The sequence below is a fragment of the Nonomuraea turcica genome (assembly GCF_030718205.1).
Classification (GTDB): Bacteria; Actinomycetota; Actinomycetes; order Streptosporangiales; family Streptosporangiaceae; genus Nonomuraea.
In genome coordinates this window covers 466,262-479,789 of the sequence record NZ_JAUZQF010000004.1, presented here as the reverse complement: position 1 = coordinate 479,789, position 13,528 = coordinate 466,262, and the positions used below count along the sequence as shown (strand labels likewise).

Here is a 13,528-nt window from a genome sequence, read left to right as displayed (position 1 = left end):
CCTTGTTCCGTGGTCATGGCCTGACCGCCTGGCGGTAGGCGCCTGGGGTGAGGCCGAAGTATCGCGTGAACCAGCGGGTCAGGTGGCTTTGGTCGGCGAAGCCCGTCGCGTTGGCCGCTTCACTGATGGGCGTTCCAGTCGCGATGAGATCGCGAGCCCTTCTGAGGCGTAGCTGGCGCTGGTAGTCGCTGGGTGGAAGGCCGTACTCGGCCTGGAAGGCGCGGTAGACCGTGTAGCGGCTCGTGTCGGTGGACCGAGCCAGATCGTCGATGGACAGATCGTCCGTCATGCGGTCGTGGAGCAGCTGTCTGGCCTGTCGGGCGATGGCTGTCGACCGGCTGGGCTCGGCTGGGCCGGGAAGGGGCTTCGTTGCCGTCCGGTGGACGATGCGGGCGATCGTGGCCGTGAGCAGCTCGTCGCGGCGGAGGGCCGGGGCGCCCGGGTCCAGGAGGGCCACGTGGAGGGCGCGCAGGGTGGTCGCCAGGGCCGGGTCGGCGGCTACGGGCGCCGTGAAAAGGGGGAGTCCGGTGCGGTGGCCTGTCGCGTCCTGGAGGGCGTCGGCGACCAGGCCCGGGGCTATGTGGATCATCCGGTAGGTGAAGCCGAGGGCGTTGGCGGCGTGGCCGTCGTGGGGGTCGTCGGGGTTGAAGGCCATGACCATGCCCGCTGCGCTCGTGTGCGCCGAGCCCCGGCACGTGAACGACTGCGCCCCGGTCTCCGTCACGCCGAACGAGTAGGTCTCGTGGCTGTGACGATGGTAGACGTGCCGCTCGAAGTGGGCGTGCATGGCCTCGATCGGCCGATCCGGCGATCGCCAGTATCTGGACCAGTCATGCGGCATCCCTCCATTCTCTCGGAACGCCATTGACAAAGAGGATTTTTACGTAAAGGATTCTTTTTGCGATGAGAGATGTCCTGTACCTGGAAGAGATCGAGCAGGCCGAGGCGCTGCTCAAGCCGCAGCGCGTGGAGGTGCTGCGGCAGCTGGCCGAGCCGCGCACATGCTCGGAGGTCGCCGAGCGGCTCGGGCAGACGCCGCAGCGGGTCTACTACCACGTGAAACGGCTGGTCGAGGCGGGGTTGGTAGACCTGGTGTCCGAGCGCAAGGTGCGCGGGATCTCCGAGGGCATCTACCAGGCCGGCGCCCGCTCGTACTGGCTGTCGCCGCGCCTGGTCGGCCGGATCGGCGGGTTGCGCCAGGCGCAGGACGAGCTCAGCCTCGGCTACCTGCTGGACCTCATGGAGGAAGTGCAGGCCGACATCGCGGCGCTCGACAGGACCGCGCCCGAGCTGCCGTCCATCGGCCTGTCCGGGGAGATCCACGTGCGTCCGGAGAACCGTCAGGAGTTCCTGAGCGAGCTCCAGACAATGCTGCAGGACCTGTTCACGCGGTACGGCGGGGCCGAGGGCGACGCCTTCAAGCTCGCCGTCGCCTGCTATCCGAAGCAAGTCGACGACTCGTCAGAAGGAGACGACCATGACTGAGCCCATGATCGTGCACGCCCGCGTCCAGGCGCCGCTCAAGGAGGTGCGGCAGGCGCTCACCGATCCGGCCGCTATGCGGATCTGGCTCGCCGAGCACGCCGAGGTGGAGCTGCCCGACCGGTTCGGGTTCTGGGGGCGTACGACCCCTGAGGGGGATGCGCCGCACCAGAGGCTGCTGCACGCCGACGAGCGGACGGTGCGGTTCGCGTGGGTGCTGGACGGCGAGGAGACGACTTCCGAGTTCACGCTGGAAGAGGAGAGCGAGGGCGTCACCGTCGTGACGCTGTCGCAGACGCACTACGACTTCCAGGACGTGATCACGGGCAAGAGCATCCGGGGCGTGCTGCAGACGTACTGGTGCCAGGTCCTGGCCAACCTGGCCGAGCACTTCGAAGGGCGTGAGCTCACGCCCAAGGTGGACTTCACCACTACGGAGATGCGAGTCGACGTCACCATCGACGCCTCGCCGTCCGACGTATTCGCCTCGATCACGGACTCGGAGGCGGTGACGAAGTGGTTCGGGTTCCCGATCGAGATCGAGCCGTTCGTGGGCGGGCGGTTCGCGATGGGCGGACTCGCCAACGACCCGAGCCCGGCGAAGGTGCTGGAGCTCGAGCCCGGTCGCAAGTTCTCCCTCGACTGGGGCGGCCCCGGGGTCGGGACGTGGGAGCTGGAGGGGTCCGAGGGGAAGACGCGGCTGACGCTGGTGCAGAGCGGGTTCGACGCCCAGCGGCCGCCGTACGCGGCGTGGGGCGGCTTCCTGTCGGGCGTATCCGAGCTGCGGCGCTATCACGAGGTGCCGGACTGGCGGCCGGCCATCACGGCATAGTCGACTTTGCCCGCACGAGCGTTCAAGACTGGGCTGGGGCGGGGCGTGGAGACTTGCTGCCATGCGTTTCGACACCAAGATCGGCATCGTGGTCCGCGCGGATCTGGCCGCATGGCAGCAGCTCAACGTCACCGCCTTCCTGGCCAGTGCGGTCGCGGGCGGGGTGCCGGAAACCGTTGGGGGGCCGTACGAGGACGGGTCGGGCAACTCGTACCTGCCGATGTTCCGGCAGCCCGTGCTGGTTTACGTGGCGGGTCTGGAGGAGTTGCGGGTCGTGCGGGAGAAGGCGGTGGGGCGGGGGATGGATGTGGCCGTGTACATCGAGGAGATGTTCAAGACGGGGCACGACGCGGACAACCGGGCGGCTGTGCGGGCTGTGGAGGCCGATGAGCTGGGGTTGGTGGGGGTAGCCGTCCATGGGCCCAGAAACGGCGTTGACAAGGTCCTGAAAGGCCTCACCCTGCATCCCTGAGGCCGGGTGCCGTCACAACTGACGAGCCGCGTTGAGCATCAACCCAACAGCCGACGCGGACGTGTGGAGCGTCCGTCCCGCGGTGTTGACGTCACGCCGGCCGCTCAAGGCAGCCAAAGCGGCGTTGAAGCCACTGGCCAGAAAGGTGCAGCCCGATGGTTCGTGACTGAGCTCAGGCATAGAGATCCGCGATGCCCACGAGGTGGATATTTCCGGCCTGCAAGATCTAGGTGCGGGCGCACCGACGGGACCACTTGTCAGGCGTACCGACGGAGCCAGTCTGCACACAGAACCGTCCATCGGTGGACCTCAGGATCGCCCTCGCCCAGTCCGAAACCATGGCCGCCGTGCGGCAGGACATGCAGCTCGACAGGCACGCGGAGGCGAGCCAGCGTTTCCGTCAGGAGCAGGGAATGGCGGACGGGAATGACGAAGTCGTCCGCGGCATGGATGGCCAGCACGGGTGGGGTGTCCTCGGTGGCTATCAGTTCAATGGAGACGGCATCGCGCTGCGCGCGGGTGGGTTCAGGACCGAGCAGCGAGTCGCGCCGTGGCGAGCCTGGTCCGAAGCGGTCGATCGAGCCCCAGGACGAGGCGGGGTAGACCAGGACCGCGAAGTCCGGCCGTGCGTCGCGGGAGGTTTCCACAGCCGTGGCCACGTGCGCGGCGAGGTGTCCGCCCGCGGAGAAGCCGAGGACGCCGAGGCGTCTCGGGTCGATGCGGTGGTGCGCGGCATTGGCGCGCAGGTGGCGCAGCGCGGCGCGTGCGGTGTTGAGCGGGAGCGGGTGGAAATCGTCCGGGCCCACCGGATACTGGAGGACGAATGCGGCGTAGCCGAGGGAGTTGAGCCACTCGGCGACCGGTTTGCCTTCGTGCTCGGCGAGGTGGGTGTATCCCCCGCCGGGGAGGACGACGACGCCGGGAGCCGGGTCGGCGCTGGGACAGGGATATGGCGTCAGAAGTGGCGCGACGTCGAAGTCCATGATCGGGACAGTAAGGCACCAATGCCGCGGTGGTACAACCCTTTTCGTGCCCCTGTTCTGCCGATGAGCGCGCACGGCGGTACTTTGCAGGCATGGCGACACATTGGACGCTCGGTTCCCATGCGGCCGATCCGCATGGGATTGCTGCGTTCTGGGCGATCGCGCTCGGGTATGTGGCTGAGCCGGGGTACGACGACCCAGACGGAGCATCCATCGTCGATCCGGACGGCGTGGGCCCAGCCATCGGCTTTCTCCGGGTGCCTGAGGGCAAGACATCCAAGAACAGGATGCACATCGACATTCGCGTGGCAGGCGGGCCGCCATGGGACATGGCCGAGCGCGAGCAGCTCATCCGTGCGAAAGCAACCGAGCTGGTCACCGCCGGCGCCACGAATGTCCGCGAGGAGTTCTACGGTGAGCACCTCGGTCATGTCGTGATGCTCGACCCAGAAGGCAACGAGTTCTGCGTCGCGTGATGATGAGAGCACAGAAACCCGCTGCGGTCTCCTCCGGATTGCCGTGCGTGGCGTTCAGCCCACGGATACCGCCGACGCGGATGGGAGATTGTCGGCGCCGACCCATGACTGCTTCGATCGCACAGTTCTCCACAGAATCCCGTTCGGCCCCGCTGCGGCGGGCTCCGCCCCGGCATCCTTCTCGCCGTGAAACCCACGCCCTCGCCCGACAGCCCCCTTGATCGACCGTGCCAGGCGGATAACCCGCGCGGTCCCGCAGGCCGTCGTCTGTCGTCAGACGGCCGCCTGGATCTGGGGCCTGAACATCTTGCCCGCACCGCCGGACGACTCGCCGATCGAGTTGACCGCCCCCAGCCACTTGGCGGTTCCCGACTGCGTCACCTGCATCGCGCCCTTGCCCGATGAGGACATCACCGAGCACAAGGGTGTCCGCATCACGACCATGGAACGCACCGCCCTCGACTGCGCCCGCTGGTTGCCCCGCATGGAGGGCGTGGCGATCCTCGACCAGTTCGCCAGGAAGGGAGTCGACCTCGAAGCGCTGTGGCACCGCCCGTTCAACTCCTGGCGCCTGCGTGACACCCTGAGCTTGGCCGACCCCGGAGCCGCCTCTCCCAGGGAGAGCTGGCTTCGCGTCATTCTCGTGGAGGGCGGCCTCCCCAGGCCCACCACCCAAATCAGAGTCGACCTGGACGATGACAAGCACGCCTACCTCGACCTGGGCTGGGAGGACTTCAAGGTCGCCGTCGAATACGACGGCCAGGAACACCACACCTCGACCACCGACCAGCAACATGACGTCGACCGCCGCGAGGAGCTACGCCGGCGCGGCTGGCGGGTGATCGCCGTCCGGAGAGACGTCATTCCCGGCCAGATCGCCGACCTCCTCCACCACGTGGCCGACGCGCTGATCGAGCGCGGCTGGCAACCCGGCCCGGAAGGCACCACACGCATCCTCCGCGGCATTCGCGCAGCCCGCCGCCAGTCCCGCTTCAGGTCGGATGCTCCTATGGATGTCAAGCGGGGCGTTCTTGATCGTTTGTTGTGATGAGCCCGTAGAGTTCGCGGGCGACGTAGCGCTTCAGGCAGCGGATGATCTCTTTCTTGGACAGGCCGTCTTGAGTGCGTCGTTCCATGTAGGCGCGGGTGCGGGGGTCCCAGCGCAGACGGCATAGGACGACACGGTAGAGGGCCGCGTTGGCTTGCCGGTCGCCGCCGCGGTTGAGGCGGTGCCGGGTCGTCTTGCCGGAGGAGGCGGGGATCGGCGCGACGCCGCAGAGCATGGCGAAGGCGGCTTGGCTGTGGATCCGGTCGTGGTTTTCGCCGGCGGTGACCAGGAGCTGCCCGGCGGTGTCGGTGCCCACGCCGTGGGCGGCGGTCAGACGGGGGTTGATCGCCGCCACCAGGGTGTCCAGGAGTTCGTCGAGGTCGGCGATCTCGGCGGACAGCTGCTGGTGGCGGCGGGCCAGGGAACGCAGCGCGATCTGGGTGGCGGTGACCGGGCCGGCGGCGTGGTCGCGGTCGGGGGTCTGGGCGGCGCAGGTGCCGATCAGTTTCGTGGTCGTCAGGCCGCGCAGGCTTTGGCGCAGGGCCTCCGGGGCGGTGACGATCAGGGCCTTGATCTGCCGCTGGGTGTCGGCGCGCTGGTCGACCGCGCTGCGCCGGGCGATGCGCAGGGTGCGCAACGCTTCGATCCGGCCGTCGCGCTGTTTCGGGGTGGCGGTGCGGTCGCCGGCGAGGGCGGCCTTGGCGGCGGCGATGGCGTCGATCGGGTCGGACTTGCCCTGGAAACGACGCCTCTTGCGGTCCGGCCGGTCGATCTCGATCACGTCGATGTGCTCGGCCTGCAACAGGCGGGTGAGCCCGGCTCCGTAGACGCCGGTGCCTTCCACCCCGGCCCGCCTCAGGTGCCCGAAGGTACGCATCCAGGCCAGCAGCGCCGTGTATCCGGCCGCCGTGGCGGGGAACTGCTCGGTGCCCAGCACCCGGCCGACCGGGTCGATCACTGCTGCGGTGTGGGTGTCCTGATGGGTGTCCACGCCGCCGGCGACTTCGGCGATCGGCGTGTTGTCGGGTGTAATGGAGGTCATCGTCGTCCTGTCGTCTTGACCCGGGGGCAGGGCGGCACGCACCAGCCGGGCAATGCGGACAAGACAGTGATGGGGCCTCTGGCCAGGCTCCTATGAAGTCACAGGTGCCGCGTCCGGTGAGTGCACATGAGCGCTTCCCGCCCAGGGCCGACAGATCCCGTTGAGGACCTCGAGGTCAGTCAGCCGATGGGTCAGACCCTGCCGGGAAGCGCTCACCTCCATCATCACTGTCAGCCGATGGTGACGGGTAGCTCCTTGATGCCGTTGATGAAGTTCGAGCGCAGGCGGCGGGCCGGGCCTGTTTGGCGCAGGCGGGGGCGGCGGCGGGCCAGTTGTTCGAACAGGACGCGGAGTTCCAGCTTGGCGAGGTGGTTACCCAGGCAGAAGTGGGCGCCGCCGCCGCCGAAGCCTATGTGCGGGTTCGGGTCGCGGCCGATGTCGAAGACCTCGGCGTCGGGGAAGACGGCGGTGTCGCGGTTGGCGGCGGCGTAGAAGACCACCACCTTGTCCTCGGCCTTGATGTGCTGCCCGCCCAGCTCCTGATCCTTCGTGGAGGTGCGGCGGAACAGGTTGACGGGGGAGATCCAGCGGACGATCTCGTCGGCGGCCGTCTTGGTCAGCGTGGGGTCCGCGACGAGGCGGTCCCACTGGTCCGGGTGCTCGAAGAGGGTGAGCATGCCGCCCGAGGCCGCGTTGCGGGTGGTCTCGTTGCCGGCGACCACCAGGAGGAGGATGAAGAGGTCGAATTCGTGCTCGTCGAGAGTTTCGCCGTTCTCGTCCGGCTGCAGGAGTTTGGTGACGATGTCGTTCTTGGGGTTGGCTCTGCGCTGTGCCGCCAGCTGGTTGGCCCAGGCGTAGACCTCCATGGCGGCGGCAGAGCCCTCCTGGGGGTTGGCGGCGTAGTCGGGGTCCTGCGCGCCGATCATCCGGTTGGACCAGGCGAACACCTTGTCGCGGTCGGATACGGGCGCGCCGAGCAACTCGCAGATCACGTAGAGGGGCAGGGGCGCCGCGATTTCGGTGACGAAGTCGATCTCGCCCGTGCACTTGTCGAGGAGGTCGTCGCAGATGTCGCGGATGTGTTGTTCGAGGGCTCCGATGGTCCGGGGGGTGAAGCCCCGGTTGACCAGGGAACGGCGTCTGGTGTGCTCAGGCGGGTCCTGGTTGAGCATCATGAGCCGCTGGAGGGCGATCTGCTCCTCCGTCAGCTCCTCGATCAGGGCGAGCTTGCGGTGCGAGGAAAACAGGTCGGAGTGGCGTGAGACGTGGACGACGTCCTCATAGCGGGTGACGGCCCAGAAACCGGGCTCGCCTTCGTGCCAGTGGACGGGAGAGTTCGCGCGCAGCCAGGCGAACTGGTCGTGCGGTGGTCCAGCGGTCGCGTAGCGGTCCCTGTCGACGAGGTCGATGTGCACCTGGGTCACCCTCTTGATCAAACGCTTGGTTACACCCGTACTGAAACGTGTTCTATTACGGTCCTGTACGGCCGTCAAGGAGAGTGAATGGTGGCCTGGCCGTTCCGCCTCGTGCTGTCGCCGCGCTGCGTGGCTTACCTGTGGCCTTGCTCGACCTCCGATGTCTCTTCCCGTGGACATTTCGGCAGCGTGGACGCGGTTCTCCGGACGGTAAACCCGGTTCACAGATCGGGCTTGGCTCTTTGCGAAGAATCTCCAGGTCACGGATCGGATGTTTCCCTCTTCTCACCCTTGACACATGCCGGTAGCTCACACGAGCATCTGGAGACGAGACATCCGATGTATATGATGAAGGATGCGGTGTGAAGCTGCTGCGAGTAGGACCTGTCGGACAGGAGCGGCCGGCCGTGCTGGATGACGCCGGCAACCTGCGCGACATAGGAGAGCCTGACATCGATGGCGCCTTTCTCGCCTCCGGGGGAGTGGCACGCGTCCGCGAGGCGCTCGAGCGCGGTGACCTGCCGGTCATCGATGTCGAGGGGCTGCGCGTCGGCGCACCGATCGCGCGACCGGGCAAGATCGTCTGCATCGGCCTGAACTACAGCGACCACGCCGCGGAATCAGGCTTGGAGGCGCCGGCGGAGCCGGTCGTGTTCATGAAGGCTCCCAACACCGTGATCGGCCCGTACGACGAGGTGCTCGTTCCGCGGGGGAGCGTGAAGACCGACTGGGAGGTCGAGCTGGCCGTGATCATCGGCCAGAAGGCCCGTTATCTGAGCAGCAAAGAGGAAGCGCTGGGTGTGATCGCCGGCTATGCGGTCGCCAACGACGTGTCCGAGCGCGAATTCCAGCTCGAGCGCGGCGGGCAGTGGGACAAAGGCAAGTCGTGCGAGACGTTCAACCCCCTCGGCCCCTGGCTGGTGACCGCCGACGAGGTCGGCGCCCCGCAGAGCCTGTCGCTGCGCCTCTGGGTCAACGGCGAGCGCCGCCAGGACGGCGACACCAAGAACATGATCTTCGATGTTGCGGAGATCGTGCGTTACCTCAGCCAGTTCATGGTGCTGGAGCCGGGTGACGTCATCAATACGGGCACGCCGGCCGGTGTGGCCATGGGGATGCCTGGGCAGCCGTACCTGAAGGCCGGCGACGTGATGGAGCTGGAGATCGAGGGGCTGGGGCGGCAGCGGCAGACGGTGGGGCAGGCATGACCGGAGCAGGGGCGACATACAAGATCGTCGGGATGGAGACGCACGACGTGCGGTTCCCGACGTCGCGGCAGCTGGACGGGTCGGATGCGATGAATCCTGACCCCGACTACTCCGCGGCTTATGTCGTGCTCAAGACCGATGACGGGTTCGAGGGACACGGGTTCGCGTTCACCATCGGGCGTGGGAACGACATCCAGACGATCGCTATCAGCGCGCTCGAGCCATACGTGCTGGGCAGGGACGTCGAGGACCTCGGCACCCTGTACAAGGACATGGTCAACGACTCGCAACTGCGCTGGCTGGGGCCGGAGAAGGGCGTCATGCACATGGCGGTCTCCGCCGTGGTCAACGCCCTGTGGGATCTCAAGGCCAAGCGGGCGGGCAAGCCGTTGTGGCGACTGCTGTCCGAGATGTCCCCTGAGGAGATCGTCGATCTCATCGATTTCCGCTACCTGAGCGACGCACTGACTCCGGACGAAGCCCTACAGATCCTGAGAAATGCGGAAAACGGTAAGGAAGAGCGGATAAATCAGCTCATCGAGGTTGGTTACCCCGCTTACACGACCTCACCGGGGTGGCTGGGGTACGACGACGAGAAGTTGCGGCGGCTCTGCAAGGAGGCCTTGGAGCAGGGGTTCGGGCAGATCAAGCTCAAGGTCGGCGCGGACCTCGACGACGACCGGCGCCGCTTCCGGGTGGCCAGGGAGGTGTGCGGCCCCGATTTCCCGATCGCGATCGACGCCAACCAGCGCTGGGACGTCGGCTCGGGCATCGCGTGGATCAACGCGTTGCGTGAGTTCAACCCCCACTGGGTCGAGGAGCCGACCAGCCCCGACGACGTGCTCGGGCACGCCGCCATCGCCAAGGGCATCGAGCCCATCCCGGTGGCGACCGGCGAGCACGTGCAGAACCGCATTGTGTTCAAGCAACTGCTGCAGGCCAAGGCGATCTCCTACCTGCAGATCGACTCCGCCCGCGTCGGCGGGGTCAACGAGAACCTGGCGATTCTGCTGCTCGCGGCCAAGTTCGGGATCCCGGTGTGCCCGCACGCGGGCGGCGTCGGGCTGTGCGAGCTGGTGCAGCACCTGTCGATGTTCGACTACGTGGCGATCACCGGGACCATGGAAGGCCGCGTGATCGAATACGTCGACCACCTGCACGAGCACTTCGTCGACCCGGTCGTGATCCGTGACGGCCGCTACGTCGCCCCGGCCGCGCCGGGCTTCAGCGCGGAGATGCACCCCGAGTCGATCGCCGCGCACACCTTCCCCGGCGGCGAGGTCTGGAGGGACGTGTGACGCTGAAAGCGATCGTGACCGGCGGCGGGTCCGGGATCGGACTGGCGGCTGCCACCTTGTTCGCCGAGCGCGGCATGAAGGTGGCCTGCCTGGACCTCACTCCGCCGGGCGAGCCGTTCATCGGGATCAAGGTGGACGTCACCGACGACGCCGCGGTGCGCGCCGCCGTGGCCGAGGCCGCCGAACGGCTCGGCGGCGTCGACGTGCTCGTCAACAACGCCGGCATCGGCGCGCAGGGCACCATCGAGGACAACCCGGACAGTGAGTGGCATCGGGTGTTCGACGTCAACGTGCTCGGCATGGTCCGGGTGGCGCGGGCGGCGCTGCCGTACCTCAGGAAGTCCCCCCATGGCGCCATTGTCAACACCTGCTCGATCGCCGCGACGGCGGGCCTGCCTCAGCGGGCCCTCTACAGCGCGACGAAGGGCGCGGTGTTGTCGCTGACACTGGCGATGGCCGCGGACCACCTCCGCGAGGGCATCCGGGTCAACTGCGTCAATCCCGGGACCGCGGACACCCCGTGGGTCAGCAGACTGCTCGGCTCGGCCTCCGATCCGGAGGCGGAGCGGGCGGCACTCAACGCCAGGCAGCCGATGGGCCGCCTGGTCACCGCGGAAGAGGTCGCCGCGGCCATCGTCTATCTGGCCAGCCCCGAGGCCGGTGCGACCACCGGGACCGCTCTCGCGGTCGACGGCGGCATGCAGGGGCTCCGGCTCCGGCCAATCGATTAAGGAAGGTAACCCCCCATGAAGTTCGGACGGGTGATCGCAGGTGCGGCCCTAGTAGCGGTCGTCACCGCTTGCGGCTCAGGGACGTCCACGACGGCAGCAGGAAGCGGCGGCGGCAAGGTCGGCATCGACCACCCCCGGGCCGACTCTGACTTCTGGAACTCCTACATCAAATACGTCCCCCAGAAGGCGGGCGAGCTCAAGGTGGACCTCATGCCCGCCACGAACTCGCAGAACGACGTGGCCAAGCTGGTCAATAACGTGCAGGCGTTGATCGGCCAGGGCGCCAAGGCGATCGTCATGGCCCCGCAGGACACCGGCGCCATCGCCAACACGCTGCAGCAGCTCGAGAACAAGAAGATCCCCGTCGTGACCGTCGACACCCGGCCGGACAAGGGCAAGGTCTTCATGGTCGTACGCGCCGACAACCGCGCGTACGGGACCAAGGCCTGCGAGTTCCTCGGCGACAAGCTCGGTGGCAAGGGCAAGGTCGTCCAGCTCCAGGGCGCGCTCAGCTCGATCAACGGCCGTGACCGGTCCGAGGCGTTCCTGGAGTGCATGAAGACCAAGTTCCCCGGGATCACGGTGTTCAGCGAGCCGACCGAGTGGGAGGGCAGCAAGGCCGCGTCCATGCTCCAGACCCGCCTGGAGCAGAACCCCGACATCAAGGGCATCTATATGCACGCCGGCGGCGTCCACCTGGCGCCGACGCTGCAGACGCTCAAGCAGAAGGGGCTGCTCGTCCCGCCGGCCGACTCCAAGCACATCTTCGTGGTCTCCAACGACGGGATCCCCCAGGAGTACGAGGCGATCAGGAAGGGCGAGATCGACGCCACGGTGTCGCAGCCGGCCGACCTCTACGCCCAGTACGCGCTCTTCTACGCCAAGGCCGCGCTGGAGGGCAAGACGTTCAAGGCGGGCCCGACGGACCACGACAGCACGATCATCCAGCTTCCGAACGGCCTGGAGGACCAGCTCCCCGCGCCGCTTGTCACGAAGGACAACGTGGACGACAAGAGCCTCTGGGGTAACCAGGTCAAGTGATGAACATTCACGTTGAAGCCCGAAATGTCGTCAAGCGCTTCGGCCCCACCGTGGCGCTCAACGGCGCGAAGATCGCCATCGCCGAGGGCGAGACCCATGCGCTGGTCGGTCGCAACGGCGCGGGCAAGTCCACCCTGGTGTCGATCCTCACCGGGCTCCAGCAGGCTGACGAGGGCGAGGTGCTGTTCTCCGGACAGGCGGCGCCCGCCCTCGCCGACCGCGACGCCTGGCGGCAGCGTGTCGCCTGCGTCTACCAGAAGTCCACGATCATCCCGGCGCTGACGGTCGCGGAAAACCTCTTCCTCAACCGCCAGACGGACCGCCCCGGCCCGATCGCCTGGCGCGCGCTGCGAGCCAGGGCGCGCGAGCTGCTGGAAACGTATGAGGTGGAGGTGGACGCGCAGGCGCTGGCCGGGGACCTGAGCGTGGAGCAGCGCCAGCTCGTGGAGATCGCTCGCGCGCTGTCGTTCGGAGCCAGGTTCATCATCCTCGACGAGCCCACCGCCCGGCTGGACGGGCCTGCCATCGAGCGGTTGTTCGCGCGCATGCGCTCGCTGCGCGAGCAGGGCGTCACGATGATGTACATCTCACATCACCTCGACGAGGTGTATGAGATCTGCCAGAGCGTCACGGTCTTCCGCGACGCCCGGCACATCGTGACCAGGCCGGTCGCCGACCTGCCGCACGACGAGCTGGTCGCCGCGATGACGGGGGAGGCCACGGCCGCGTACGCGTCCCGCTCCCGCACCCCCGGCGACCGGGTGGTGCTGTCGGGCGAGGGCCTGTCGCTGGCCGGCCGCTACGCAGATATTGATATTTCGGTTAAATCCGGCGAGGTCGTCGGCCTCGCCGGCTCCGCGAGCAGCGGCAAGGTCGGCCTGGCCGAAACCCTGGTCGGGCTGCGCAAGGCCGACGCGGGCACGGTCACGGTCAACGGCGCCCGGGTCAAGCCGGGCGATGTGCCGGCGGCCATGAAGGCCGGGCTCGGATTCGTGCCCGAGGACCGGCACCACGAGGGCTTCATCCCGCTCCTGTCCGTGGGGGAGAACGCCACGTTCCCGATCGCCCGCAAGCTGGGCCGCTACGGCATCGTCTCGCCGATGCGCCGTCGCGCCAAGGCCGAGCAGATGATCGGGACCCTGGACATCAAGACCGAAGGCCCCGATCAACCCGTCGGCGACCTGTCCGGGGGGAACGCGCAGAAAGTGGTGTTCGCGAGGGCGCTCGTGGACGACCCGACGGTGCTGGTCGTGATCAACCCGACCGCCGGCGTCGACGTCAAGGCCAAACAGGCCCTGCTCGGCGCCGTCGAGGACGCGGTCGAGAGGGGCGCGGGGGCGGTCGTGGTCTCCGATGAGCTCGACGACCTGCGGATTTGCGATCGCGTGCTGGTGATGTTCCACGGCAAGGTCGTGAAGGACGTGCCGCGTGGGTGGACCGACCACGAGCTCGTGGCCGTGATGGAAGGCATAGAAGATTGACCACTTTGACCGCACCGAT

The 13,528-nt window shown here is 67.6% G+C and carries 13 protein-coding genes and 2 pseudogenes; 10 read left to right on the top strand and 5 right to left on the bottom strand.

Features of this window, described 5'->3' with window-relative positions; all coding sequences use genetic code 11:
* Nucleotides 1-13 precede the first annotated feature (13 nt).
* Nucleotides 14-841: an AraC family transcriptional regulator gene (locus Q9G87_RS14150; protein WP_305916768.1), complete on the bottom strand. Its 828-nt coding sequence runs from the start codon at nucleotides 839-841 to the stop codon at nucleotides 14-16.
* Between the two features lie 62 nt (nucleotides 842-903).
* On the opposite strand from Q9G87_RS14150, the gene Q9G87_RS14145 reads away from it, so the two are divergent.
* The 3 genes from Q9G87_RS14145 to Q9G87_RS14135 all read left to right on the top strand — a co-directional run bounded on the left by Q9G87_RS14145 (nucleotide 904) and on the right by Q9G87_RS14135 (nucleotide 2,786).
* Nucleotides 904-1,485, top strand: a complete 582-nt coding sequence (locus Q9G87_RS14145) for a helix-turn-helix domain-containing protein (RefSeq protein ID WP_305916767.1) — start codon at nucleotides 904-906, stop codon at nucleotides 1,483-1,485.
* Nucleotides 1,478-2,314, top strand: coding sequence for an SRPBCC family protein (locus tag Q9G87_RS14140; protein ID WP_305916766.1), 837 nt, complete (start codon nucleotides 1,478-1,480; stop codon nucleotides 2,312-2,314). Before Q9G87_RS14145 ends, Q9G87_RS14140 begins: the two co-directional genes overlap by 8 nt.
* Nucleotides 2,315-2,375: 61 nt before the next feature.
* Nucleotides 2,376-2,786, top strand: coding sequence for a DUF2000 domain-containing protein (locus Q9G87_RS14135; RefSeq protein WP_305916765.1), 411 nt, complete (start codon nucleotides 2,376-2,378; stop codon nucleotides 2,784-2,786).
* A gap of 257 nt (nucleotides 2,787-3,043) precedes the next feature.
* On the opposite strand, the gene Q9G87_RS14130 is transcribed toward Q9G87_RS14135, so the two are convergent.
* Nucleotides 3,044-3,769 (bottom strand): alpha/beta hydrolase, encoded by a 726-nt coding sequence (locus tag Q9G87_RS14130; protein WP_305916764.1) that lies wholly within the window; start codon nucleotides 3,767-3,769, stop codon nucleotides 3,044-3,046.
* 92 nt (nucleotides 3,770-3,861) lie between these two features.
* On the opposite strand from Q9G87_RS14130, the gene Q9G87_RS14125 reads away from it, so the two are divergent.
* Nucleotides 3,862-4,245 (top strand): VOC family protein, encoded by a 384-nt coding sequence (locus Q9G87_RS14125; protein WP_305916763.1) that lies wholly within the window; start codon nucleotides 3,862-3,864, stop codon nucleotides 4,243-4,245.
* A 273-nt stretch (nucleotides 4,246-4,518) separates the two neighbouring features.
* On the opposite strand, the gene Q9G87_RS14120 is transcribed toward Q9G87_RS14125, so the two are convergent.
* Nucleotides 4,519-4,680 (bottom strand): hypothetical protein, encoded by a 162-nt coding sequence (locus tag Q9G87_RS14120; RefSeq protein ID WP_305916762.1) that lies wholly within the window; start codon nucleotides 4,678-4,680, stop codon nucleotides 4,519-4,521.
* Nucleotides 4,681-4,687: 7 nt separating this feature from the next.
* On the opposite strand from Q9G87_RS14120, the pseudogene Q9G87_RS14115 reads away from it, so the two are divergent.
* Nucleotides 4,688-5,134: pseudogene (locus Q9G87_RS14115) on the top strand (DUF559 domain-containing protein); the annotation flags it as partial.
* A 113-nt stretch (nucleotides 5,135-5,247) separates the two neighbouring features.
* On the opposite strand, the pseudogene Q9G87_RS14110 reads toward Q9G87_RS14115, so the two are convergent.
* Together Q9G87_RS14110 and Q9G87_RS14105 are read right to left on the bottom strand one after the other, a co-directional pair.
* Nucleotides 5,248-6,335: pseudogene (locus Q9G87_RS14110) on the bottom strand (IS110 family transposase); the annotation flags it as partial.
* Nucleotides 6,336-6,565: 230 nt separating this feature from the next.
* Nucleotides 6,566-7,759 (bottom strand): cytochrome P450, encoded by a 1,194-nt coding sequence (locus tag Q9G87_RS14105; RefSeq protein ID WP_305916759.1) that lies wholly within the window; start codon nucleotides 7,757-7,759, stop codon nucleotides 6,566-6,568.
* 353 nt (nucleotides 7,760-8,112) lie between these two features.
* Here Q9G87_RS14105 and Q9G87_RS14100 point away from each other — a divergent pair, with 353 nt between their 5' ends.
* The 5 genes from Q9G87_RS14100 to Q9G87_RS14080 are packed head-to-tail and all read left to right on the top strand — an operon-like array spanning nucleotide 8,113 to nucleotide 13,509.
* Nucleotides 8,113-8,958, top strand: coding sequence for a fumarylacetoacetate hydrolase family protein (locus tag Q9G87_RS14100; protein ID WP_305916758.1), 846 nt, complete (start codon nucleotides 8,113-8,115; stop codon nucleotides 8,956-8,958).
* Nucleotides 8,955-10,256, top strand: a complete 1,302-nt coding sequence (locus Q9G87_RS14095) for an enolase C-terminal domain-like protein (RefSeq protein WP_305916757.1) — start codon at nucleotides 8,955-8,957, stop codon at nucleotides 10,254-10,256. The genes Q9G87_RS14100 and Q9G87_RS14095 overlap by 4 nt, the downstream gene beginning before the upstream one ends.
* Nucleotides 10,253-10,987 carry an SDR family NAD(P)-dependent oxidoreductase gene (locus tag Q9G87_RS14090; protein WP_305916756.1) on the top strand — a complete coding sequence of 245 codons (735 nt, stop codon included), beginning with the start codon at nucleotides 10,253-10,255 and terminating at the stop codon, nucleotides 10,985-10,987. The genes Q9G87_RS14095 and Q9G87_RS14090 overlap by 4 nt, the downstream gene beginning before the upstream one ends.
* Nucleotides 10,988-11,002: 15 nt before the next feature.
* The gene (locus tag Q9G87_RS14085) at nucleotides 11,003-12,028 is read left to right on the top strand and encodes a sugar ABC transporter substrate-binding protein (protein WP_305916755.1); all 1,026 of its coding nucleotides are present in this window, start codon (nucleotides 11,003-11,005) and stop codon (nucleotides 12,026-12,028) included.
* On the top strand, nucleotides 12,028-13,509 hold the full coding sequence (locus Q9G87_RS14080; protein WP_305916754.1) for a sugar ABC transporter ATP-binding protein: 1,482 nt from the start codon (nucleotides 12,028-12,030) through the stop codon (nucleotides 13,507-13,509). Before Q9G87_RS14085 ends, Q9G87_RS14080 begins: the two co-directional genes overlap by 1 nt.
* Nucleotides 13,510-13,528: the final 19 nt, after the last annotated feature.

Excerpts from the sequence above, each read along its gene's own strand:
- Q9G87_RS14150 (WP_305916768.1), bottom strand. The coding sequence starts at position 841 with ATGCCGCATGACTGGTCCAGATACTGGCGATCGCCGGATCGGCCGATC.
- Q9G87_RS14145 (WP_305916767.1), top strand. The coding sequence starts at position 904 with ATGAGAGATGTCCTGTACCTGGAAGAGATCGAGCAGGCCGAGGCGCTG.
- Q9G87_RS14140 (WP_305916766.1), top strand. The coding sequence starts at position 1,478 with ATGACTGAGCCCATGATCGTGCACGCCCGCGTCCAGGCGCCGCTCAAG.
- Q9G87_RS14135 (WP_305916765.1), top strand. The coding sequence starts at position 2,376 with ATGCGTTTCGACACCAAGATCGGCATCGTGGTCCGCGCGGATCTGGCC.
- Q9G87_RS14130 (WP_305916764.1), bottom strand. The coding sequence starts at position 3,769 with ATGGACTTCGACGTCGCGCCACTTCTGACGCCATATCCCTGTCCCAGC.
- Q9G87_RS14125 (WP_305916763.1), top strand. The coding sequence starts at position 3,862 with ATGGCGACACATTGGACGCTCGGTTCCCATGCGGCCGATCCGCATGGG.
- Q9G87_RS14120 (WP_305916762.1), bottom strand. The coding sequence starts at position 4,680 with ATGCGGACACCCTTGTGCTCGGTGATGTCCTCATCGGGCAAGGGCGCG.
- Q9G87_RS14095 (WP_305916757.1), top strand. The coding sequence starts at position 8,955 with ATGACCGGAGCAGGGGCGACATACAAGATCGTCGGGATGGAGACGCAC.
- Q9G87_RS14085 (WP_305916755.1), top strand. The coding sequence starts at position 11,003 with ATGAAGTTCGGACGGGTGATCGCAGGTGCGGCCCTAGTAGCGGTCGTC.
- Q9G87_RS14080 (WP_305916754.1), top strand. The coding sequence starts at position 12,028 with ATGAACATTCACGTTGAAGCCCGAAATGTCGTCAAGCGCTTCGGCCCC.